At 41.1% G+C, this 25,474-nt stretch carries 13 protein-coding genes and 2 rRNA genes; 2 read left to right on the top strand and 13 right to left on the bottom strand.

The features are described from left to right. Both EZ444_RS25370 and EZ444_RS25365 read left to right on the top strand, forming a co-directional pair. Complete coding sequence (locus EZ444_RS25370; RefSeq protein WP_131612661.1) at nt 1–4,092, top strand: hybrid sensor histidine kinase/response regulator transcription factor; 4,092 nt, start codon at nt 1–3, stop codon at nt 4,090–4,092. Between the two features lie 123 nt (nt 4,093–4,215). After that, nucleotides 4,216–4,926 carry a DUF4198 domain-containing protein gene (locus EZ444_RS25365; RefSeq protein WP_131612659.1) on the top strand — a complete coding sequence of 237 codons (711 nt, stop codon included), beginning with the start codon at nt 4,216–4,218 and terminating at the stop codon, nt 4,924–4,926. 60 nt (nt 4,927–4,986) lie between these two features. Here EZ444_RS25365 and EZ444_RS25360 read toward each other — a convergent pair whose 3' ends face one another. From EZ444_RS25360 to EZ444_RS25300, 13 genes are all read right to left on the bottom strand, one after another. Continuing rightward, nucleotides 4,987–5,757 (bottom strand): sterol desaturase family protein, encoded by a 771-nt coding sequence (locus EZ444_RS25360; RefSeq protein WP_225874845.1) that lies wholly within the window; start codon nt 5,755–5,757, stop codon nt 4,987–4,989. After that, nucleotides 5,757–8,048 (bottom strand): Gldg family protein, encoded by a 2,292-nt coding sequence (locus tag EZ444_RS25355; RefSeq protein WP_131612657.1) that lies wholly within the window; start codon nt 8,046–8,048, stop codon nt 5,757–5,759. The genes EZ444_RS25360 and EZ444_RS25355 overlap by 1 nt, the downstream gene beginning before the upstream one ends. Before the next feature lie 10 nt (nt 8,049–8,058). Beyond that, entirely contained in the window at nt 8,059–10,842 is a 2,784-nt protein-coding gene (locus EZ444_RS25350) for a M16 family metallopeptidase (protein ID WP_131612655.1), read from the bottom strand. Then, a complete protein-coding gene (locus EZ444_RS27700) occupies nt 10,832–13,483 on the bottom strand; it encodes a MutS-related protein (protein ID WP_225874844.1) in 2,652 nt (883 codons plus the stop codon). Before EZ444_RS27700 ends, EZ444_RS25350 begins: the two co-directional genes overlap by 11 nt. Before the next feature lie 2 nt (nt 13,484–13,485). Beyond that, complete coding sequence (locus EZ444_RS25340; RefSeq protein ID WP_131612653.1) at nt 13,486–15,789, bottom strand: Gldg family protein; 2,304 nt, start codon at nt 15,787–15,789, stop codon at nt 13,486–13,488. A gap of 15 nt (nt 15,790–15,804) precedes the next feature. Then, nucleotides 15,805–16,728 (bottom strand): ABC transporter ATP-binding protein, encoded by a 924-nt coding sequence (locus EZ444_RS25335; RefSeq protein ID WP_131612651.1) that lies wholly within the window; start codon nt 16,726–16,728, stop codon nt 15,805–15,807. A gap of 144 nt (nt 16,729–16,872) precedes the next feature. Next, nucleotides 16,873–17,640 carry a DUF4397 domain-containing protein gene (locus EZ444_RS25330; RefSeq protein ID WP_131612649.1) on the bottom strand — a complete coding sequence of 256 codons (768 nt, stop codon included), beginning with the start codon at nt 17,638–17,640 and terminating at the stop codon, nt 16,873–16,875. 18 nt (nt 17,641–17,658) lie between these two features. Next, the gene (locus tag EZ444_RS25325; RefSeq protein ID WP_131612647.1) at nt 17,659–19,098 is read right to left on the bottom strand and encodes a RagB/SusD family nutrient uptake outer membrane protein; all 1,440 of its coding nucleotides are present in this window, start codon (nt 19,096–19,098) and stop codon (nt 17,659–17,661) included. Nucleotides 19,099–19,109: 11 nt separating this feature from the next. Next, nucleotides 19,110–22,421, bottom strand: a complete 3,312-nt coding sequence (locus tag EZ444_RS25320; protein WP_165503725.1) for a SusC/RagA family TonB-linked outer membrane protein — start codon at nt 22,419–22,421, stop codon at nt 19,110–19,112. A gap of 307 nt (nt 22,422–22,728) precedes the next feature. Continuing rightward, nucleotides 22,729–23,865, bottom strand: coding sequence for a FecR family protein (locus tag EZ444_RS25315; protein ID WP_131612643.1), 1,137 nt, complete (start codon nt 23,863–23,865; stop codon nt 22,729–22,731). 75 nt (nt 23,866–23,940) lie between these two features. Further along, complete coding sequence (locus EZ444_RS25310) at nt 23,941–24,525, bottom strand: RNA polymerase sigma factor (RefSeq protein WP_090778135.1); 585 nt, start codon at nt 24,523–24,525, stop codon at nt 23,941–23,943. A 489-nt stretch (nt 24,526–25,014) separates the two neighbouring features. Then, nucleotides 25,015–25,126: ribosomal RNA gene (gene rrf, locus EZ444_RS25305) — 5S ribosomal RNA — on the bottom strand. Between the two features lie 127 nt (nt 25,127–25,253). Next, nucleotides 25,254–25,474 (bottom strand): 23S ribosomal RNA (locus EZ444_RS25300); the annotation flags it as partial.

Raw genomic sequence — 25,474 nt, 5'->3', positions numbered from 1 at the left:
ATGAATCTGGTTAAATGGAGACTGATTACTTTATGCTTTTCCTTTGCTGTAATTTTTCATTCGGTCCATGCGCAACATCCGCTTTCTTTTAGTAACCATACAATTGAAAATGGGCTTTCGCAAAACTCAGTAATTTCGGTTACTCAGGATAAATCAGACTTTATGTGGTTCGGTACACGGCAGGGGCTAAACCGATATGATGGCCACCAGTTTAAAAACTATATCAATCATCCAGCAGACCGAAGCAGTCTCTCCAATAATGAGGTTCAAGCTTTATTGACTGATACTGAAGGAACCTTATGGGTAGGAACAGCTAATGGACTAAATAGATATGATTCCGGAACCGATACTTTTATACAGATCCCAACCCGGTCAAAGCGAGGCCTAAGCCAAGGTGGTATCGAATGCCTTTATGAAGACCCTGACAAAAATTTATGGGTGGGGACTTTAGGTGAGCTTAACCTTTTAACAGACAAAAACAAAAACACTTTTAAGTCTTTCAAGTTTAAGGGGACAAAAGAGGAGAGTGTTCAAGGCATTTACGCCATTTTTAAAGATACTCGCGGCAACCTCTGGATTGGAACCGGTAGCGGGTTGTTATGCATGCGTTTAAAAAATGGCCACTACCAATATGAACGGTTTAAATACGATTCGGAAAATAAATCTGGGATCAGTTCAAATTATGTCACCTGTATTAATACTGACGCCCAAAACAATTTATGGATAGGAACGGGCAATGGGGTATGCTTATATAATTACTCGACCAAATCCTTTACTGTTTATAGCCATGACAATAATAACCCGAATTCTATTGTCCATAACGATGTCAGAACCATAACCAGAGATAAACAGGGAATGCTTTGGATTGGCACTCAGGAAGGATTAAGCATTCTAGATCCGGTAAGCAAAACCTTTACTAATTATCAGCATGATCCTGAGTTAAAAAATAGCATCAGTCACAACTCTGTGCACAGTATATATCAGGATGGTAACCAGACCATGTGGGTAGGCACCTATTTTGGTGGTGTTAATTATAGTCACCTGATTGCTACGAAATTTAAAGCTTACCACAACAGCAAGTTAAAATCCAGCATCAGCAGCAACATCCTCAGCTCTATAGTGGAGGATGAACGCAACAACTTGTGGATCGCAACTGAGGGTGGTGGTTTAGATTACCTGGACAGAAAGACCAATACTTATACGAGCTACAAAACAAACCCTAACGATCCAAACAGTATCACCTCTAACCTGATTAAAATCATGTGCAAAGAGAATTCGGGCAAAGGTGAGCTCATTATTGGGACGCATTATGGTGGGTTAAATATTTTTAATCCCAAAACAGGAAAGTTTAAACGCATTATCAATGTAAAAGACGCTAAAAATTCTCCCGGTACTGCCGAAATTGTGGCTTTGCGACAGGATAGTTATGGCACGATATGGATTGGCTCTCAAAATGGGCTATCCATTTTAAGGAGACAGCATGGAATTTTCCCCGATCACACCACAAAGAGTGTTCTAGGTAAGTATTTAAAAAAGAAAAAAGGTATACAGGTTCTTTTTGAGGATCAAAAGAAAAATCTATGGCTAGGCACATCTGCCGGTTTGTATCGGTATAATTTTAGCACCAGACTTTTAAGTCCTTTTACAAAGAATGAGAATGATAGCACCCGGTTGAAGTCTGATTATATCAATTGTGTGGTTCAAACAGCTAAGGGCTTGATCTGCGTAGGTACTTATTTTGGGGGCATCAGTATATATAACGAGCAGACAAACCATTTTAAAACTTATACGGAAGTGGATGGTCTGGCCAATAACAATGTACTTGGTATTGTTGAGGATGATGCAGGCCATCTATGGATCAGTACGGCCAATGGCTTATCGCAGTTAAATTTAAACACCGGAAAGTTTAGAAATTATACAAAGAGTGATGGACTGGCAGGGAACGAGTTTAATGCCAGGTCTTACTTTAAAGATAGTAAAGGCGAGATCTTTTTAGGGGGACTAAATGGCCTCAGTTCTTTTCATCCTAAAGAAATTGAAACGAATAACTATAAAGCACCTCTTGTTTTTACGGGCCTAAAATTATTTAACCAACCTGTAGAGGTGGGCGGGCCTGATCAGCTTTTAAAGGAACAAATTCTGAATACCAAAGAGATCACCTTTAAACACGATCAGAATCACTTTACCTTGGGCTTTGCATTATTAAATTACATCAAGCCCGACAAAAATAAATATGCCTACAAATTAGAGGGCTACGATGAGCAGTGGAACTATACCAGCAACCCGAGTGCCATATACACCAATTTACCTTCCGGCAACTATCATTTTATCGTTAAGGGTTTAAATAATGATGGAATAGCGGGGAGCAACCAAGCCAGCATTGAGATAAAGATTCTGCCACCGATATGGGCCAGCTGGTGGGCATATGTACTTTATGCACTTATATTTTCTACCATCTTGTTCCTTACGGTAAGGTATCTTTTTATCCGGGCATTACTCAAAAGGTCGGAGGATGTACAAAAGATGAAATTGAACTTCTTCACTTATGTGTCTCATGAAATACGCACTCCCCTAACCTTGATTCTTGGGCCACTTGAGCATCTGCTAAAAACAACAAAGGACAATCCTGAAATTAACAAGCAGATACTTCCTATTAAAAATAACGCAGACCGACTAATGAGGCTCATCACAGAGCTAATGGACTTTAGAAAAGCTGAGACCGGTCATTTAAAATTACACGTTGCCAGTGGCAATATTATAGAGTTTACACAGGAGATTTTTCATGCTTTTCAGCATCTAGCTGACACTCGCAATATTCATTATACGTTTGAGCATAAGCAGGAGTTTATTGAACTGTATTTCGATAAGGTCCAGTTAGAGAAAGTGCTATTTAACTTGCTTTCTAATGCGTTTAAATTTACAAAAGACCAAGGCAGCATCCACGTTTCTATTGAAGAGCGCGCGCAAGAGGTGATCCTAAAAGTTAGAGATAATGGAAAAGGCATTCCACAGGAGAGTCAGCAGAAGTTGTTTAGCGACTTTTTTCAAGTTGATGAGCAGGGATCGGGACATATTGGCTCTGGTATAGGTCTGGCACTGTCTAAAAGCATTGTAGAATCTCATCAGGGAAGTATAGGTATTGAGAGTACTCCTGCAACATCAGTTCAACCTGGTGATACTTGCTTTACCTTAACGCTTAAAAAAGGCAAAAGTCATTTTAAAAACACTGAGTTAATAGATACACAATACCACCATTCGGAAAATACAATTTATACCGTTCCTGTTGCTGTGGAGGCAATTGAAAAGGAGACAAGGATTACCACAGCCGAAACGATTTTAATTGTTGAGGACAATCCAGAGATCAGGCAGATGCTTATAGGCTTGCTAGAAAACGACTATCGCGTTCATGAAAGTGTAGATGGATTAGATGGTTGGGAAACAGCAACGGAGTTGCTTCCTGATTTGATTATTTGTGATGTGATGATGCCGGTAATGGATGGATTGGAACTGTGCAAAAAGCTAAAAACTGATGAGCGTACCAGCCATATCCCAGTAATTTTACTTACTGCAAAATCATCTCAGATTCATCAGGTAGATGGATTAGAAACTGGTGCCGACTGCTACATCACCAAACCTTTCAATATTGATTTATTAAAGCTAAACATCAGAAACCTACTCCAATCGAGGGCAACGATGCGACAAAAGTTTAGTAAAGAGGTCAGCCTACAGCCTCAAAACATTAAGGTTAGCACTGTAGAGCATACTTTTATGATTAAGATCGTGCAGTATATAGAGGATCATATGTCTGACCAGGATTTTAGTGTTCCGGAGTTGGCAGCCAATATTGGCATGAGCCAGCCTGTATTGTATAAAAAAATCAGAGCGATTACAGATCTATCTGTGAATGATTTTATCAAAACAATCCGCTTAAAAAAGGCGGCCCAACTCTTTGCTCAAAAAACGTACAATGTATCGGAAGTTTCGTACCTGGTTGGTTTTAATGATCCGAAATACTTCAGCCGTGAATTTAAAAAACAGTTCGGCCATACGCCTAAGGCTTACGTTAACGCTTTAACAGAGCAGCAATCATAGGGCTCTAATCGCTTTCAAACGGCACTTTACCGTTTTATTTATAATAATTCTAAATAAATTTCATAAGTCTCGAATTACTTTATAGATTAGCTTAATTTTTAATCATTCTAAATAGAAAAGAATATGAAATCATTATTACTTGCATTATTATTTACGCTAGGCACAAGTCAATTATTTGCACATGCTTTATGGATAGAGACTGCTTCATCAGGAAAAACTGGGCAGGCCCAGGAGGTAAAGGTATATTATGGAGAATACGCGACTAACGAACGCGAAGAAACAGCCAAATGGTACTCCAATGTTAAAGACTTTACTTTATGGCTAACAGCTCCGGGGAAAGAAAAAATTAAACTGACAACCACTCCTGGAACTAATTTTTACAGCGCAAGCTTTGCTCCCGAAGGAAATGGGCAATACGTATTGACTGTTAGCCATGAAGCCGCAGAGCTTGGCGGAACTACAAAGTATGAATTTATAGCCGCTGCCATCGTAACAGTTGGTAAACCAAGCGCTGTAGATGTTGCTACCATTCCAGTATCTCTTAAGGTGCATACTGTTGAGGCTAAAACCTACAAGGTTAATGCTCCTATACAAATAAAAGCTATAGCAAACGGTAAGCCTCTTGCTAAGACAACAGTATCGGTATTTTCTCCTGAAGGTTGGAGCAAAGAAGTAACAACTGATGAAAACGGAGTGATAACTTTTAGCCCGATCTGGCCTGGGAGATATGTTCTTGAAGTATCAGCTCGTGAAAAGACTGAAGGCACACATAATGGCAAAGCCTATACTGCCGCATGGCAAGGGGCGACTTCAAGTTTTGAAGTGAGCAAATAGCATTAAGTCCTGCCTGCACACATACTTTGGTTAGAGTGTGTGCAGTGCAGGCGCTAATTTTTATTGTCCAAATCGCTTTTCCTGTAGCAAATCATAATGTTTTACATAATCCGGGTGTTCTGTCTTCATCAGCCTATCCCAGATCCTTAAATACAATCCGTAATTACCTCTGAATTTTTGATGATGCAGATTATGAAAGGTAGAAGTATTAATGATTTCGAATAGAAAAGTCTTTCTGAACCCTTTAGGCATAATTTCGTAGCCCAAATGCCCATAAACGTTAATTACAAAAGAAGAAAACGCAAACAGTCCAATCGTTAATGGATGTAATGGCATAGAAAACACCAACACAATGATGACTGCGCCCTCTGCTATGGCTTCCAGGAAATGGAAGGAATAAGAGGTCCAGGGAGAAGGATTTGTAGATTGGTGGTGCACCAAGTGTGTTGCTTTAAACAACTTTTTATGGTGTAATATCCGGTGCATCCAGTAAAAATAGGTGTCATGCACGACTAAGGTTAGCAAAAGGCTCACTGGAATCCACCATAAAGGGTAAGCATGTAAATCAGTATAGATAAAGGTATGCGGCCTAAGTCTGTCAGACAATGCAATAATTGAGGTGACTGCCAGCATGATGCTTGATATAGAGGAGTGCAGGATTTCTCTCAGAAAATCGGCCTTACCTGCCAGCCTGCTTTGAATTTTATTTCGCAGCAGGCTTTTGGGGAAGAGCAGGTAAAAAACTAAAAAAAAGATGCCTGCAATGATAAAATAGCGGCCAATAGTAAGGAGAAACGCCCAGCTAATGGTTTGAAAAAGATGGTTCATCATTATTTACGTTTTCTGCGGATTAATAAAATAAGGCCTACTAAGAATATGACACCTGGAATGATGAAATAATACAAGATTTGTATCGGTTTTACATAGTCCTTAATCAGCGTAGTCATATTATCTTTTGAAGCTGGGCGACTGGTATCGATTGGAAACTCTCCATAGGAGAACCATCGGAATATACTCATCGCAAAATTGACATTTAAGGTTTGCAGATTGTTCCGACTCAATTCTGTATTGCTGAAAAAGTCCGCATCAGCAGATACGATGATCCGTTGTTCCTTATTCTTCACATTCCTGGTGAGCATCAATGCTGTAGGGAAACTTCCCTCCTGATCACCCTTGATGTGATCAACTACCAATGTTGCTGAGTCTAGGACAAACTTGCCTTTCTTGATCCAGCTCGTTTGGGCATCAGACATTAATAGCGGATGAACGCTAAAGCCTCCCTGTGGTACGTAGCTTAACGCGCCAGCATTAGGCATAGAAACTACCATTTTATACATATAAAACTGTTGCAAACTTTTGTCCATAGCTACAGCGCCCGCAGCCAGACTTGGTGTAACCAGATCAAAAGAATAATCCCTGCTTTTTTGAACAATGGTTCCGTTTAGCATTTGAACACCCAATGAATCCAGCAAGGAATTAACAACGTTCTGTTTACCCGGTTCTCCGGCAATCATCAGGTTTCCACCGTCAGCAATATATTTTTGAAGCTTTGTTTTGGCAACCGCAGTAAACTCCACCCTTGGATCAGCAATGATCAAGGCAGCAATATCTTTCGGAATCTCATTACGTTCCAAAGAAACGCTGTCTACATCAAAACCCTGATTAACCAATGAACTTCTGGAATACTTACTATTAGCCAATACCTTGTAATCCCGATCGCCCATTTTATCCATACTGCGTTGATAACCATCTGTAGCAAAAACAAGCTTAGGTGCGGTAACAATCAATCGCTTTAAAGCAGCTCCGGTTTCGGCTTCAGATGGCCAAAATTGATTATCAGGGGCAGGAAATGTCCGTAAAAAAGTAGTCTTCCCTTTATATTTCAATTGCATCACCAAACGGGCACTTTCTCCACGCAAATCAACCTGCGCTTTAAGTTCTTGCGGACTCAAAAAATCAGTAATATCGATTTGTTGCAAATCAGCCATGATAGTTACGTACTTATTGAAGCTTACTTTCTGTTCAATCAATTGTGGCGTAACGCCAGGAACACTGTCATAATAATAAACCCATTTCAGCTTAATGTTAGGTTTAAATCGCAGATAAGATTCCCAACGGGCAATATTAGAAATGCGTTCAATAGGCGCTCCTCTAAAATAAGAATCGTCTAATCCATTAACGTAGGTAGTTACTTCAATGGGCTCCTCACCCATATTTTTAAGGATCTCCTGTGAGACTTTAGTAATGGTATTTGTTTTAGTGGCCGTGGCATCATAATATCCGATCATCGGCTGACGCGAACTGACATAGGCAATGCTTAAACCGACCAATAAGATCAGTGCATATCGGCTAGCCTGTTGTAAAAACGATCTGGACAGCCGTTCCAGTTCCAATTTTGTAATGGTAAATGCCAGAAACATTCCCGAAATCACCACATAATAAATCACATCACGGGTATTTAACAATCCTGCAATCATACGCTCGGTACGACTAGGCATGGAAAGACTATGCGTCAAATCACGGATAAAATCAAGATCCTGTCCAAGCGTTCCTATGTAATTCATAAAAGCCAGCATCACAAACGTGCTAATCGCGGCTACTGCCTGATAAGTGGTTAAGCTAGATACAAAAATCCCTATCGCTGCATAAGCGCTTAACAACAGGAAAATAGCCAACAGCCCAACCAAGGCATGTGGATAATCAAAATTAACGAAGAACACGGCGCCAATCAACATAAACAAAACGAGTATGCCTATAATCACCAGGTTATAAATGAGCATGGAAATAAACTTCCCATAAATCACCTGGCTTAGTTTTACCGGGGAAGAATAAAGTAATTTTATACTTCCACTACTGGTTTCCTTGCTGATAATCCCCATGGTAATCAAAGGAATGTAGAGGTACAGGTATTCCAAAATTTGGGTCAGGAGATTCGTTTTATCCGGAACATTGGCATAAATTGTAGTTAAAAAACCAAATGTCCCTCCTTGCACCAGTCCGGGGATGCCTGGCATAAAAGCCAGGTTTAACTGTGTAATGAGCACAATGATCAATAACCAGGCTATTGGTGAATAAAATAGCAGGCTGAGCTCCAGCCTGGCTATTTGTATAATTTTCTTCATATTTCGTATATCAATGGTTAGTTTTTTCTGGCATCAATACCAGCTTTACATAGTTTTTATCCTGAATGTAAGTGGCTGCCACCTGCTTAATAGATTGAACCGTCATATTATTTATCGCGGTTTCATAGTCAAAAAACTGTGTTAAGGGCTCTTTATTGATGTTCCTTGAAACCAGGTAATCCAACCAGTATCCGTTATTTGTTGAACCGCTTTGCAGTCCTGATTTACTTACCGCTTTAAATTTTTGTAGGTTTTCGGCAGAGGGGCCTGATGTTCTCATTTTATTTAATTCATCCTGTGCCGAGACAATCAATTGATCTACATTCTGCGGGGCACAATCAAAGGAAATGGTCAGACTAAACCTGCTTTTCAGGTATTTGGTCATGCTCATTTGTACGTTTGGTGTATAAGTACCACCCTCCTGATCGCGAAGTCGCTGCGTAATGCTAATCTTCAGGGCATCGGCAATGGCATTCATCTTAAACGTATTGTCAAAACTGTAATCAAAAGGACCAGAATAAACCAGCATCACGCTTGATTTCTGTGCCGTACCTTTGTATACGGTCTTAGCAATCCGGCCTGCAGGAATGTTAATGTTCAGGTCGCGAGCTTTTTCTTTCAATCCTTTTGCAGGCAATGAACCCAGGTATTTCTCCAATAAAGGTTTCATCGTTTCCAAATCTATGTTCCCCACAAAAAAGAAATTAAAACCGGAAGCGTCAGAGAAACGCTCTTTGTAAATCTCATAGGCTCTATCCAGCTTAACGGCATTTATGCTGTTTATGCTTCGAGGCTGTTTGCGGACATGATAGTTGCCCAACACCAAGCTTACCGCATCCATAAATACCTGGGCCGGATTACTTCCCTTATTGGCCAATTGTTCTTTGGTGCGACCAATCAATACATCGAATGCTTCCTGGTCCTTTCGGGGTTCCGTAAAATAAGCATTGAGCAGTTCAAGCGTGGTTGCCAGCTCTTCTTTAGAGCTACCACCGCTAAATCCCTGATAAAGATCATTCACAAAAGGACTTACCTGTACCTGCCTACCAGTAAACAATTTACTAAGCTGCTCGGCATTATAGTTTCCTGCACCCGAAACCGACACTACATTTGCGGCATTAATGGCATTTTGATGATCTGCATCTGGATATAGAGAAGCTCCACCCTCGGCAAGCCCTTTAAACAAGATCTGATCATTCTGGAAATTGGTTTTCTTTAACCATACAGTTACACCATTGCTCAGCGTAATCTTCTGCACGCCGATTTTTCCAAAATCTTCCAAGCTAGTAATCTTACCTGGAACGGGTGTTTTTTTCAACAATGGAAGGTCCTGTATTTCATCCACAAATGGACTTAAGGGAGCCGTATAAACTGCATCTATCCAACTCAATACAGTAGCCTCATCTGGTAGAAAAGCTTTATTTTCTTCAGAAGATTTCACGATGATATCGCGATCGGTATCCTTCAGATAAGATTTCAATAAGTCGTTAATTTCTGTTAGGGTAATATCAGGCAATAGCTGACTGGTTAGTTCATATTCCTTAGCAATTCCGGGAGCAATATTGCCTGTCAGGAAATGTTGTAGATAAGGTTTGATCAGCACTTCGGAAGCCGTTTTATCATGCTCTTTCAGTGCATCAGCCATTCTTTGCTGGTAGCTCTTTTTCACGCGGTCCAGTTCAGTTTGCAAAAAGCCCTGCTCCTGCATCCGGCGCAGCTCTAGCCAAACACCCTGTAACGATGGCTGTGTCTCGGCGGGCTTGGTGCCTAGGTTAACTGAGAAAGCAGAAAGTCCACCGGTTAATGAAGTAAATGTGGCGAATGGCATTTGCCTGAACCTCGCATTGATCATTTGTCCCAATAGGTTTTTCAGCAGCGCGTTGCGGTAGTCTGATGTGGTAGCCATTACAGCTTGCTTCTGTTTCATTAAAATCTCTACACCAATACCACCAAATTCCGGGTCTATGAACTGCATATACTGGTTTTTACCAGTCAATTCTGCGCGATATATTGGGCGCTCTTTCTCTTTTTCCGGGTTTTTCAGGTCCGCAAACTTCGCTTTGATGGCTTTCTCCATCTGATCGGCATCAATATCCCCTACAACAATTAAAGCCTGTAAATTTGGACGGTACCAATCTTTATAAAAACTACGGATTTCTTCTGGTGTGACCTTCGAAATAACTTCCTCTGTTCCAATCGGCAAACGCGATCCATATCGGGATCCATTGCTACACAACTGTATGCTTTTTTCTTCGTAACGTTGCTGCATACCCTGGCGGACACGCTTTTCTTCTAAAATCACATGACGCTCCTTTTCCACATCTTCTGCTTCTATATTCGCATCTTGTGCCCAGTCCCGCATAATCTGTAAACCGTTGTTAAGCAGTTCAGGATTATCAGATGGCAATGGCAGCTGGTATACAGTTTCATCAGGGCCAGTATTGGCATTGATGTCTGCACCAAAACGCACCCCTGATTTTTCCAGGTAATTGGAGAGTTCCTTTTTAGGAAAATGTTTAGTCCCGTTAAAACTCATGTGCTCTATAAAATGGGCTACTCCTCTTTGCTGATCTGTTTCCAGAATAGAACCTGCCTTTACGGCCAGGTACATCATGACCCTTTTTTCCGGGCTTTTATTTTTGCGGATGTAATAGGTAAATCCATTGGCCAGCTTCCCGGTCCTCAATTCAGGATCAAGAGACAAGGCCTGGTTATCCAGCTGAGTTTTACAAGCCAAAAACATACAAAAGGCCCCAACAGACAGTAAGCCTAAAAATCTATATTTAATTAACATATTGTTCTGCTTTAATAATCTCTACAATCTTTTCATTTTCGATGATGATCATACCTTGTCTGTCGGTAGTGATTCCACTGGCCAGTGTATATGGATAGGTAGGTACACCATCTTTCATTACCGTAGGCAAGAAAGAGAATTGTACATTATCCGATACTTTGCCTAAGGCTTCCCCAACTTCAATGATGTGGGTGGATACCACAAAGAAGCTGTTCCTGTTCTCAGAGAAAGCTTTCGTAACCGCCAAAGTAGCGTCGTAAGCATCCTTCACATTCGTTCCTTTAAACAACTCATCAAACAATACGTATAAGTCTTCCGATTCACTGACTGCTTTAGCAACCGTTTTTGTACGCAATACTTCTGCATAAAAATGACTGTAGCCCATATCCAGGTTATCCGACACGTTAATTGAAGAGAACAGTCCATCTTTTACCGAAAACTCCATACGTCTCGCCGCTATCGGGAAACCCATGTGCGCCAGGTAAACAGCAATTCCCATAGATTTCATAAAAGTAGATTTACCCGCCATATTGGCCCCGGTGAGGAACAACATATTGCGTTCGCGTGTTAAATGTAAGTTATTGCTTACCCCATTTTTTAAGGCAGGATGGCGGAAACCTTCCATATCTAATAACATCTGTGCGACTGGTAAGGCTTTGGCATATACAAAACCCTGATCTGCCGCTACAGCGGCTACGCCGACATACACATCCAGCTCATAAATCAATTTCAATAAGCCTTCCATCTGACTGATCATCGCATGACGGATCACATAGTCATTGCGGATCAGCTGCATCAGCGAAAGCTGACCTTCAGGAGCATCTAATATCCCTTGTAATCTTGAATCTTGTAACACTCTCAATGCGGTATCTAAATCACCCTGATATACTGAAACACCTGCTTTTCCTTTCAGTTCAGAGAAGAAATCTCTAAAAGCCTGCAACACTTCAATGGTTACCGATTGTCCGGCTTGCAGCTGCAACAATTCGGCATTGTGAAAAAGCACTTGTTTAAATTTCTTGGCGAAAATCCCCCAGGCTACTCTTGGCAAAGCAGCGCCAGCTCCTCCAGCCAGGTAATCTTCCATCGATTCCACCTGCGAACGGATCACCGGAAAAATGATGTTATGTTGCTGAATAAAAGCAAACAGCGCACTACGCTTATTGATCTGCTCCACGTTATTCAGCGGACGGGCAAACATGCCTTCCAGCACCTTTTCTCCGCCCCGGGTTTGCAGGTGATTGAATAAGCTATAAACGGATTGTTGTTTAAACTTACCCTGCAGGTTCAAATCTTCTACTGTTTGCTTATCTGCGAGAAAGTTAGGATGCTGTTGTTTCGTTTGCTTTTCATCTTTGATGAGTTCTATTACCCCTTCGTTATTGATGATGATCATCCCATGACGGTCATCCGTAATCCCTTCGGTAAGCGTATAGGTATAAACGGGCTTACCGTTCTCCATACGTGTGGGCAAATACCGGAAGATCATGTTATTGCATCTTTCTCTTAACACCGACCCAGCTTCCATAATGTGCGTTGAAATCACAAATAAGGAATGTGGCTTTTTAGCAAAAGCTTCCATGATGGCAATGGTGCCTTCATAAGCATCCTTCACATTGGTCCCTCTAAACAACTCATCAAATACCACAAAGAGATTTTTACCTGCGCCAAGCTCTACCGCTACTTTCTTTACCCGTAGTACTTCCGCATAGAAATGACTGGCCCCCATGGCCAGGTTATCCGGCAGGTTGATGGTGGTATACATACCATCGCACACAGAGAACTCCATTTGCTTTGCCGCAATAGGAAAACCCAGATGTGCCAGGTACATGGCAATGCTCAGCGATTTCATGAAAGTCGATTTACCCCCCATATTGGCCCCCGTTAGGAACACAATGTTACTTTCGGGCGTCATTTCTAATGAATTGGCAACTGGTTTATGTAATAAGGGATGATAAACACCCTGTAAGCTCAACCGGTTGGCATCGCGCTTTAATGCTGTGGCAAATATATAATCTCTTTCGCTGGCCACCCGGGCAATGGAAATGTATACATCCAGGTGATAAATGTGCTGGAGTATTTTTTCCATCAAGGCACGTTGCTGGAATCGCAAAATATTATCATATTCTACAATTTTGCCAGAAGAGATTTTGCCTTTGCCATGATCAGCAAAAATGAGTTCCAGCTCTTTGGCTTTCAACAAAGTGATCACCAGCTCCACTTGCTTGGCATAAGGATTAGCCGACACTTTAGGCTCAATCTCCAGCATAAACCTTTTCAGTCCCTTCAAAATTTCGATCAGAGCCTCTACGCTTTGTCCGGCTGCTTTAAAATCGGCCATACTAAAGCCCTGGTTAGATAGGCGGCTACGTGGATCTGTATTTCCTAAATATCGTTCGGCTTCTTCAAAGCGATTCCCTTGTAAAGGAAATTCCGTTTTACTTTCCTGGAAATACCGTAAAATGGCCACCCGATCGTTAATCGACTGATCATCCGAAAGTGGGTTCCGGAACATATCTTCCAGCAAGGAAGCTCCGCCCTGGGTATAAGTTTTATTAAAAATATGGTAGATTGAATCGCTCCCCGATTTGGAGAAAACATTCAAATCGTCGATGGTTTGTTTATCGGTTATAAAGCTCATAATTATTTACGTTTTCTGCGGATCAAAAGCACCATGCCCAGTAGGACAATCGCACCCGGGATCAGGCCATAATACACTATCTTTACAGTTTTCACTCCTGCTTTATTCAGCTTCAGTTTGTTGTCTTTCGAGGGCGGACGCGACATATCAACCGGGAACTCATTGTTAGAGAACCAGGTAAAAATGGCTATAGCAAGAGTTCCGTTAGCTGTTTGCAAGTTTGATCTTCCCAGCTCTTTGTTACTGAAGAAATCTGCATCTCCCGCTACCACAATCCGTTGTTCTTTATGCGTCATTTTCCTTGTTAGCATCAATGCCCCAGGAAAGGCACCTTGTTGGTCACCGTTTTTTGCTTCAAAAACCAATGCAGCCGAATCCAGTACAAAAGATCCTTTTTTAATCCAGCTATATTTGGCATCTGTGGTTAGAATGGCTTGGGTTTTAAAAGCCGATTGAGGGTCAAAACTTAATGCGGCTACACCCGGCATCGATATGATCTCTTTCTTTTGATAAGGATTATTTAAGCCGGAGTACATGGATAAAGCCTCTTTAGTTAGCCTAGGCGTAACCAGGTTATAGGAATAATCCCTGCTACGCTGTACAAGGGTTCCATCGAGCATTTTAACACCCAGTGAATCCAGTAAAGGGTTAACTACTGATTGTTTGCCCGGTTCACCTACAATCAACAGGTTTCCGCCATCAGCAACATACTTCTTGATTTTAGTCAAAGCAGCCGGACTATAGGCTACCTTTGGATCACCAATAATGAGCGCAGCAATGCCACTTGGTATTTCATGGTTTTCTATAGCAATACTATCTACATCAAATCCCTGGTTGATCAATGAAGCCCGTGCCGTCTTGATATTAAAAAACATTTTATAGTCGCGATCGCCCACTTTGTCTACACTTCGCTGATAGCCATCTGTAGCAAAAACAAGCTTAGGCGGTATAACAATCAAACGTTTCAGTGCCGCCGCCGTTTCGGGTTCTCCGGGCCAGAAGTCACTATCATCGAAAGTTCTTAGAAAAGTGGTTTTATTCTTGTATTTGACCTGCATCACCAAGCGTCCATTTTCTCCACTCAGGTTTACTTGTTTGCGGATCAGCTCAGGTTCTAGAAAATCGTTCGTATCCAATTCTAAAGCTTTTACCCTTTCCTTAAACAGGGTTTTTAAACTTTTTCCCGGATTGGCTGCATAAAATTGTGGGGCAGGGATACTGTCATAATAATAAACCCATTTGAGCTTAATATTCGATTTAAAACGTAAATAAGCCTCCCAACGCGCAATATCAAGAATCCGTAGACCAGGGTCAGCATTGGAGTAAGTATAATCCATGACATTGATGTACTCGGTCACCTCCACCGGTTCATCCCCCATATCTTTCAGTATTTTCTGGGTAGCCTTAACGATGGTATTCACTTTCGTATCTGTGGCATCATAATAAGCAATTAGGGGTTGGCGAGAGCTGAGATAAGCTACCGCGAGGCCCACAATCACAATCAAACCGTAGCGGCTTAGCTGTCGCAAAAATGGTCTTGTTTGCCTCGCGAAGTCGAGTCTGGTAATGGTAAAAGCCAGGAACATTCCGGAAATAACCAGATAGTAAATGACATCTCGGCTATTCATCAAACCATTGATCATCAAATTTGTGCGACTCCCAATGGCCAAACTATGGGTCAGGTCACGGACAAAATCAATTCGCTGTCCAAAACTGCCGATATAGTTTAAAGATCCCAGAATCATAAAAGTACTAATGGCTGCTACCACTTGGTAGGTAGTCAAGCTGGACATAAAAATCCCAATAGCAGCATAAGCGCTCAACAAGAGGAAACAGGTAAACATCGCAACCAGGGGATGCGGATAGTCAAAATTTTCAATAAACAGGACTCCAAAAATAAAAAATAGCCCCATTACACCTATAATAACCAAGTTAAAAGCCAGCATGGAAACAAACTTTCCAAAAATGATCTCACTGAGCTTTACCGGTGAAGAATACAATAACTTAATGCTGCCACTATTGGTTTCCCTGCTGATGATACCCATGGTAATCAGGGGTGTATACAGGTACAGACTTTTGAGAATTAAAGCATAAATGCCTCCTGCTCCTACATTTGTAGCAGTATAGAACCGATTGGTTAAAAAATCAAGTTCTAAACCGAAGTGTTGCAGGTGCTGCAATTGACCCACCATTACGCCAAACGTAAGCACCATCTGCACAAAGAGCACCATGATGAGTAACCAGGCAATCGGGGAATAAAATAGCAGGCTGAGTTCCAGTCTGGCTATCTGTATTATTTTTTTCATTGTGTGTGATAATACTTAATTAGAGATTCTGGACAATTGGGCAAAGGTTTCATCCAGGGAATTCTTTTCCATATTTAGCTCACGCAAGCGCCAGCCTTGCTTTGCACTTTCCAGGACAATGGTTTCAGAAATGTTGCGATCACCATTAAAATAGATGCGCAATTGCTTTTCAGTCAGCATTTCTATTCTTACAATACCTTCAATAGCCATTAAAGCTTCTGCCGGAGGTGCATTTTCCATCACTACCAACATGCTGTGCGGAGCGATATAGTTGTCGAAAGCCTCCATGGTATCCGCAAAAACGATCCTGCCACTTTCAATCATCACGATATCCTTGCAGAGGTACTGTACTTCGGTTAGGATATGGGTAGAAAGGATTACCGCACGCTCTGCAGCAATGTCCTTGATCAGTGCACGCACTTCAAGAATCTGGTTTGGATCAAGGCCATTGGTTGGCTCATCAAATACCACAAGCTTAGGGTGATGAATAATGGCCTGAGCGATGCCTACCCTTTGTTTATAGCCACCGGATAAGTTTTTGATCAATCTTTTATTGATATGAGTTAATCCGCAGCGTTCTTTTACCTCTTCCAATGCTTTTTTCAGCTGACTTTTTTCCACCGAGCGCAAGATTGCGGTATGCACCAGATATTCATCCACAGTCAAATCCATGTACAAGGGCGGGGTTTGTGGTAAAAAACCAATTTCCTGCTTAGCGCGTTCCGGTTCTTTACTGAGGTCGATACCGTTGATGATCACAGATCCGGTTGTTGGTGTCAATACTCCGCATAGAATATTCATGGTGGTAGATTTACCAGCGCCATTAGAACCTAGCAGGCCTACAATTCCGCTGCGTGGAATTTCGATGTTAATGTCTCTGATAGCCCAGCTGGTACTGTAACGGTGCGACAGTCCGCTGATACGAACAATTGGTTCCATATTTTTTGATTTAGATGTGTTTTTGATGTACAGGTGACCGGGTGTTTTTTTGACTTTTTAGACAAAAACATCCCTGATCACCTGTTTATGGGTAATTGAATTGATGCGCTAACCTGATGATTTTACGCGCTTTCTATTGCTATGTTAATAGTTGTTGATCATGAATGTTTTTTGTTGCTGTGCCGGATCAGCAGTACCTGGAATACCAATCAGGGCCAGGGTAAAATTCCTGTAGCGCCATAAATTCTCAGTTGCCTTAGCGGCACCTTCCAGTGTATAAACAGCAAGTACCTGTTGGGTTTCCTGATCCCGGAATTCAAAAGTATAGGTACCTGTTTTAGCCAGTGCAGCATATTTTTTATATCCGCTTATCCCTTTATAAATCAATCCTTCGACCTCTTTTCGCTCACCATTGCTGATCAGGTACACATTAACCGCTTTGCTTTGGTAAGAAAGATTAGTAAATCTAACTCCAAATGTACTATCTGGCTGATTGTGAAATGGAGGCAATGTGGTATCCAGTAAATAATCTGGGTGACTAACCGTACCTGTGAGCAATAAGGAATTTATACTTCCCTTGGCGATCTGAAGTTTTAAATCAAACAAAGGCAGACTTGTAACGGTAGTATCCGGAAATTGAAACAAACGAATTCTTTGTGTGGGGTTTTCTACATTGAGTTTACCATCATTACTTTCAAGAATCCCATACTTCAAGGCGCTAGCTCTGTCATATAAGTAATAGCTTGGATTTGCGCCCTCATTTAAATTGATGATAAGTGGCTTGCTACCCGCAACAGCATTAGCCACTATTAATGAAGAGGTAACCGGTAATGGCTCTTCTTTTTTACAGGATAAAAATGCTATGGAAAGCAGCATACTCAATAGCAGGGTATTTATTTTAAAGTTCCTCATGTTCTTTTCATTTAAATGTTAATAGCCTGGATTCTGGCTCAGGTTATTGTTTGCCCTGATCTCTGCATCTGGAATTGGATACAGGAATTGTTCATCCCCTAACCAGGGTTGTTTCCTTTGGAGAACCGAAAGCACATCATGTGCCCGCCCTGTTCTTTTCAGATCGAACCAGCGATGTCCCCATTCTGCAAAAAGTTCTGTTCTACGTTCCTTTTCAATCGCAGCAATCACTTCAGCTTTGGAAAGTGTTGCTGGCAGGTCATCCAAACCAGCCCGGTGACGAATCACATTGAGATCATCAATGGCAAGCCCCAGCCCAGCGGCACCTAAAGCACGGGCTTCGGCCCTAATCAGGTATTGTTCAGCCAGTCTCAATACCATGTAATATTCGGTTAGTGGATCATAAATATTATTAACCCCTTTTTTATATTTATAAGGTGAATAAAGCATCTTTCCATCCTTAATGAGACGAAGGGTCCAGTCTATTTTTCGTTTGTCGTTGTTTTCAAAATCCTGTATCAATTCGTCAGAAAATAGAAAACTTCCTATGCCTATGATTGAAAAATTCGGAAGAAAACCATAGCCCTCCGGTGTGGTAGTCCCCGTTCCGGTACCTGTTGGGTCACTTTGCTGTAATTGCCAGATGGCTTCTGTACTATTCTTCAAAAACACCTCATTCAAGTCCTCTTTTAACTGGAACAAGTTGGATTGGCCGATGACTTCGCTAGCCATTGCTGCTGCATTTTGATAATCACCTATAAACAAATAAACCCTGGCCAGCAAAGCTGTGGCTGCCCATTTATTTGGGCGAATCCGGTCACTAGTTTTTGAACTGGAAAAATCCAGACCTAGACCTGACCTTGCATCCTCAAGGTCTTTGACCATTTGTGCATAAACTTCAGCTTTAGGCGTACGTTTCATCCGGGCAGTCTGGTTAAAATCTACAGTAAGTACCAGCGGTACATCTCCAAAAAAATTGACCAAATAGAAGTAAGAGAAAGCCCGTATAAACTTAGCTTCAGCAGTCAGTCTGATCCGTGTCGGACCTTTAAGTGTGGCTGCTGTTGAAGCTGCAATACCTTCAATGACATCATTTGCACCATAGATTGCTTTATATGTCGTAGTCCATAATGGATGACTCTCTACCTTAACCAAACTGGTTGGGTTAGGACCAGGAGAATACGAAACAAATTCATCAGAAGAGGAACCTCCGTACATAGTACTACTACCACAGGCAAAACCGCTATAAAGATTTCCACCTCCAAGTCCCAAATTAATCATCTGAGAATACACTCCGACCATGGCCGAATTTGCCTGGTCATCGGTTGCAAATACTTTACTCGTCGTTATGGTATTAACCGGATCAGGAACAGTAATCATCTTTTTGCAGGAAAAACAAAACAATACCATTAAAGCAATCAGACAGCCATAGGTATTTATATTTCTTTTAATTATCATCTCTTTAGCAATTAAAAATTTAACGATAGACCAAACAAAATGGTTCTGGCCGGTGGAAGTGCTCCAAATTGTATATCAGGATCCATCCCTTTAGAGCTACTGATTAAAAAGATATTCTGAGCATTCATCTTCAAGCTTAAAGATTCGGCCCCAAGCTTTTTAACAAATTTCTCATCAAAGGCATAAGAAATAGCCACATTAGATAAGCGAACATAAGAACAGTTTTCATATGTCGCATCAGAATTGGTATAATTAGCAAAATTAATATCTTGTAAAGTAGTCGGTTTTGGATACTTTGCCAGGTCACCTGGTTGTTTCCAGTAATTACCAATCACATCATTCGGTAAATTCAGCATCCCGCCTATCCCCGTACCAGGGCTAAGACCTGGTTTCATTCCCATTTGGTTCCTGAAATCAAAAAAACAGCTGATACTTAAATTATTATAACTAAAATCAGTGCCTAGTCCCCCGTTAAATCTAGGCGTAAGGTTTAATCGCACATAACGGTCGTCTAAACCTGTCCCAGGTGCACTAATAACGCGGTCATCCAATCGACCATTACGATTATAATCTTCAAAAGTATATTGACCCGTAAGCGGATTTACACCGGTATAATGAAAAAGATAGAGGTCGTTCACACTTTCTCCTATTTTATACTTATCGGCATAAGGAGAATGTTCAATATCGGGATAAGCCAGCAATGTATTAAAGTTACGGGAGCCATTGAACCTTAGGTTCCAAGAGATCTTATCGGTACGGATGACTTTTGCATTGATCGTAATCTCCCAACCACTGTTCTCAATCAATGCAGGCCAATTGGCAGATACGAAGTCAAATCCAGTATATATCGGTGTAGGATATTTTGTTAACTGGTTACCGCATCGATCACGATAAAGTGCCGCTTCGAGGGTGATTTTATCTTCCAAAAAGGCCATTTCTAAGCCTCCTTCCAGCTTTTTATTCACCTGCCATCTGTACTTCTGATTTACAGCTTGGGTGCTCACTAAAGGTGTACCGCCATCATAGTCAGGTAAGAGTTGATAACCTGTCTCACCTTTCGTCCACCTGGTTAAATATTGATAATCCCCTATACCATCACTACCGGTCAATCCATAACTTCCCCTTAGCTTCATAAAACTAACAAAAGATGGAACTATACTTTTATACCATTCTTCACTAGAGAGGGTCCATGCGACAGCAGCAGAACCGAAATTACCAAACTGCGTTCCTGGCGCAAAGCGAGATGATCCATCTCTCCGGCCGTTCAGGCTAAAAATATATTTTCCGTTTGCTATGTTGTAATTGATCCTGCCAAATACAGCTGCGTATTTGTAAAAGCCCTGGTCTTCCTTGGTATCGGTAAATGGAGCGAGCGAAATGGAGCCAAGAAGATCATCGCTTTCATAGCCAAATCCAAATGTTCTGAAGCCGCTGGTTGCTGTTTTCTGAAAACTTCCTCCTGCTAAAACACTCAGTTGACCTGGCCCCAGCTTTGTATTATAATTGATCTGCGGCTCAACAATCAGGTTGTAATTGTTATTTGTCCCTGTAAATAATCCTCCTTTCGGGTTTAATGAAGGGTCTTGGGCAGTTATTGCCGTAGTGGCCTTATTGGCATTGCTCGTTTTCTGGTAACCAAATTTGGTTGAAAATGACAAGTTATTAAGTATGGCATAGCTGATGTCCAGGCTGCTGGTCAGGAAGTGTGTATCTGAAGAAGATGGCATTTCTAGTGCAGAAAAAGGGAAATTAATGCTCATATCGGCCTTACTCCAGGGCTCATAATTGAGCAAGCCATTTTCATTATAAATATCGGGCGCATTAGGCGCCAGGGTAACCACACTTGGTGTCATCGTATTGTGAACGGATGTATAGGTATACATCGCACTCAAGCCAACTTTAAGCTTCCTGCTTAAATTGCTATGTCCTATATTGAATGAAAGACCTCCTCGCTGGTTACCACCCGTACTGTTCAGTATCTCTGTCTGTTTTCCGTAATTTCCGCTCAGTGTGAACTGGGTTTGCGTATCTCCACCAGATAGGTTTACAGATGCATTGGTCTGTTTACCTACTTTGCCCCAAAGCTTTTTTTGCCAATCGGTATACTTAGTAGTATCCCACAACATCAAATCTGGTGCATTAAATATTGTAGGTGTGATGTTGTCGTTTTTTAAAGCCGCTCTTCTCACCTCCAGGTATTGCTGCGTATTGAGCATATTCCAGCGTTGAGTCACGGTACTAAAGCCCTGTTCCACATTCACCGAAAATTTAGTAGCTCCTGGCTTTCCTTTCTTGGTAGTGATCAGGATCACCCCTCTTGCACCTCTTGAACCATAAATTGCCGTAGCGTCTGCGTCCTTTAATACTTCTATGCTTTCTATATCCTTCGGATTGATGTTATAAAAAGGACTTTGGCCTCCACTTGGAGAATATCCATTTTGAATTACGCCTGAAGATCCCCGATCATAATTAGATAGGTTAGTTAATTCCAGATTGTTCATTGGAACACCATCAATAATATACAGAGGATCTGAAACAAAATCAGGGCTGATGGACTGACGCCCCCTGATTTCGATCTTTACAGGGCTGCCTGCATATCCGCTAACCTGTGAAACGATCAATCCCGGCACTCTGCCCTGCAAGGCCATTAAAGGGTTTTGTACGGGTTGCTTCTCGATGTCAGCAGCAGAAACGGTTACAATATTCCCGGTCGACAAGCGTTTGTTGGTTTTTCCGTAAGCCATTACCTGCACTTCATCCAGTTTAGAAGTACTCAGTTCCAGCTTTACACCCAATAGGTTGGAATTTGCCTTCACCTCCTTGGTGATATAACCCATAAAGGAAATTTGTAAAATGGCATCCTCAGGAATATTTTTTAAGGTGAATTGTCCGCCAGCACCGGTTGTCGTACTACGCTTTCCGTCTTTAACGGTTACAGTTGCACCTGCCAATGGATTGTTTTGAGCATCAACAACAACTCCAAATATATCAATCCCAGCAAAAACAGCCACTACCTGATCTATCAGGCTTGGTGTTTTGGCCTGTACTACAATTGATTTTTTTACGATGGAATACGTTAAAGGGAGTCCTTTAAAAACTTCTTTAAGCGCAACTTCCAAAGAAGCGTTCTGTAATTTTACATCGACTTTAATTTTGGTCAGGTCTTCATTTTTCCAGAAGAAGCTATAACCTGTTTGCTTTTCTATGGTAGAAAAAACAGTGGTCAGGGTCGCATCTTTTTGTTGAATATTTATGTTTTGCGAGTACCCAATAGCCGATACCTGCACACAAGCGATGGTGATTATGAAAAAAATTAGTTTCATTACCATAGTGATTTTACGCATTCGCCGCCCTGATTTCATGGGAGCTTTTGCATATGAGTATAAATTCATACGTTTGTATTGCTTGGGTTTGGATTAGTTTTCAAGAATTATTCATCATTCCGATTTTATCGGAAAGGGTAACCCAGGCAACAGTCCGGAGAAAAGTGTCGAAGCCTTCTCCGGGCTTTTTATGCGTAGGTACCCCATAGTAAGCCTAGCCGCTTTTTTGTAGAGGTTTCATCATTTTGGTTGGTTTTTAGGTTATTTATTATTTAGTTGATTCCATTTTAGTATTTAATGCCCGGCATTAGTCTCCCTGCGGCATCACAATAATTTTCCTTCCTTCTATTCTAAAATTGACCTTACTGATTTTTAGCACCTTAAGCACCTCAGAAAGGGTATAACTTCTGTCAATTTTTCCATAAAACTGTTCATCCTTAACGTTGCCTTCATATACAACTTCTACATCGTACCAACGGGCTATTTGACGCATTGAAGTTCTCATATCAGTATGGTCAAACTTAAACAGCCCATCCTTCCATGCTACAGCATCTTCGCCGTCCACATTCGTCACATTAATCTTGCTATCAGTTGTTAAAATCGCCTGTTGATTAGGTTTAAGTAGGCTGCCATTGACATTCACGCTGCCCTCCAGAAGCGTAGTCTTTACGCTTGGTTCATCCGAATAAGAATTGATGTTAAAGTGTGTTCCCAGCACCTCTACAGTCTGCCCCTTGCTAATTACTTTAAACGGCTTTGCTTTGTTATGCGCTACTTCAAAATAACCTTCGCCCTCAAGCTCTACTATTCTATCCTTCCCTTTAAATCCCGTTGGGTATTTCAAGGAAGAAGCCGCATTCAAAATTACTTTTGTTCCATCCGATAAGATCAATGAGTATTGACCGCCTCTAGGCGTTGCTATCGTATTAAATACTGATTCAGTCGCATTCGCAGTTTTACCATCATATACCAGCTGTCCTTCCCCAGTTTTTCTAATAATAGCATCATCTTCATTGGCCAACTCCCCATTTTTAGCATCTGTCAATACTATTTTTTGACCATTTGCGAGTGTTAAAATTGCTTTGTTGGAGCCTCGGGCTATATCGTTACGATTTGCCAGAATTCCTGCCGAATTGAAGCTATCAGATTCGGTTACAAAGTACAGCAATCCAACACCAACAGTTAAAATTAACGAAGCTGCAATAGCAATACGAGGCCACAGTTTAAAGCGTTTGGTTTTAACGATATGCTGATTAAGACCTGCACGATCAAGTGTACCTATTCTTATCTCACCTTCTATCCGTTCAAAATCAATCTCATTATCCTCAAGATGAAGGTTATAGGATTTTTGCATATACCAGTTTTCAAGCAAGGCCTTTTCTTCAGCCGTTGCTAATCCCTGATTATACCTTTGAACCAATTCTTTTGCCCTTTGCTTATCCATCTTATTTGGAATTCATTTACAGGTAAACGGGCGAAAGTAAAGTTGGGGGTAGAAGAAATTTAAAATAATTTGACATTAACGCAGTAGCAACAAAAATGCAATGCTAATACCCATATCGTTAAGCTTTGGCTTAATCACTTTTAAGGCATTCTGAACCTGTTTTTTAACTGTTTGTTCTGAGATATTCAACTTGGTGGCTATTTCTTTATGAGAAAGGTCGTCCTTTCTACTCAACTCAAAGATTTCCCGCATTTTTGGGGGTAACTTTTGAATCTCTCTTTCCAGAATTTCAAGAATCCTCTTTTCATCAATAGTATCTACCTGAGCATTGCTCGAATCGGAAATAAAGCTGGCTATCTCACCAATATAGTCTGCGCGCACCTTATTCTTACCAATAAGGTCAAATACTTTATTCCTCGCAGCGATATACAACAAGCCTGAAACATTCGTCGCACTCTTTATTGATGCAGCCCTAAGCCATAAATTACCAAAAACTTCCTGAACAACATCCTTAGCATCGTCCTCGTCCCTTAGCATCTTATACACATGTGCATAAATAAGCTTCCAGTGTCTATTGTAGATCTCAGTAAACGCATGTTGATCTCCATCTTTCAATAAAGTGGTCAACTCGGTATCCGGAAGCTTACTATAAACAGTCATCACTTATCTCTCGTACTAAAGTCTTTTGAATTTAAAAACAATGTTAACAAATTACATTGAAAATCCCTCTTTAAACTTTCTTCCATTTGTTTTATTGCTACATAATCCATCTTGTTTCTGAAGCAAGAGCTAACGGAGTGCATTAAACCTCGTATTTCACTTCATATAATTGGTCATCGACAAGGCATTTAATCGATTTAAAGAAAGGAAAAGGCTATTGACGGAAAAAGCTTATGATACTAGGCTAATTATAAGGAAGAGGAACCATGACATAGTAATTAAAACCTTTTAGAGAAAGTAGATCTCCCTCAGCAAATCGCAGAGCGTATTTAGCCAATGGAATCCTATTAAATCATCAACTTATGAGTCATAGGATCTCAAATCAAAACCACAATTAGAAAAGGCCGTTAGCCCATTATGGAAGGAGTTTAAAAAATGTTATAAACAAGAAAAGCCGATAGTCATTAAGACTACCGGCTTTCTTTTAAGATTTGGCACCGACCTACTCTCCCACGTGTTACCGCAGTACCATCGGCTCTGGTGGGCTTAACTTCTCTGTTCGGAATGGGAAGAGGTGGACACCACCGATATAGGCACCTAAATATTTTTAAGTATTTAGTATATATCGTTTCGCTTTTGTGCTCAGCTTGCGCCTTGCTCGATTTGTTACTAAACAAATGACATATTATTGAAAGAAGTTATTATGAAGAACAAACAACAGTTTATTGCTCTTGAAAGCTTCGGATGATTAGTATTACTCGACTTTGATCTCACAACCTTTACATCTGTAACCTATCAACGTAGTAGTCTGCTACGGTCCTATATGGAATTCTCATCTCGTGGCTAGTTTCGCACTTAGATGCTTTCAGCGCTTATCTATTCCCAGCGTAGCTACTCTGCAATGCCCCTGGCGGAACAACAGATTCACTAGAGGCTAGTCCAACCCGGT

It is taken from the genome of Pedobacter hiemivivus, assembly GCF_004331685.1.
Lineage (GTDB): Bacteria > Bacteroidota > Bacteroidia > Sphingobacteriales > Sphingobacteriaceae > Pedobacter > Pedobacter hiemivivus.
This window is presented reverse-complemented; position numbering and strand designations above follow the sequence as displayed.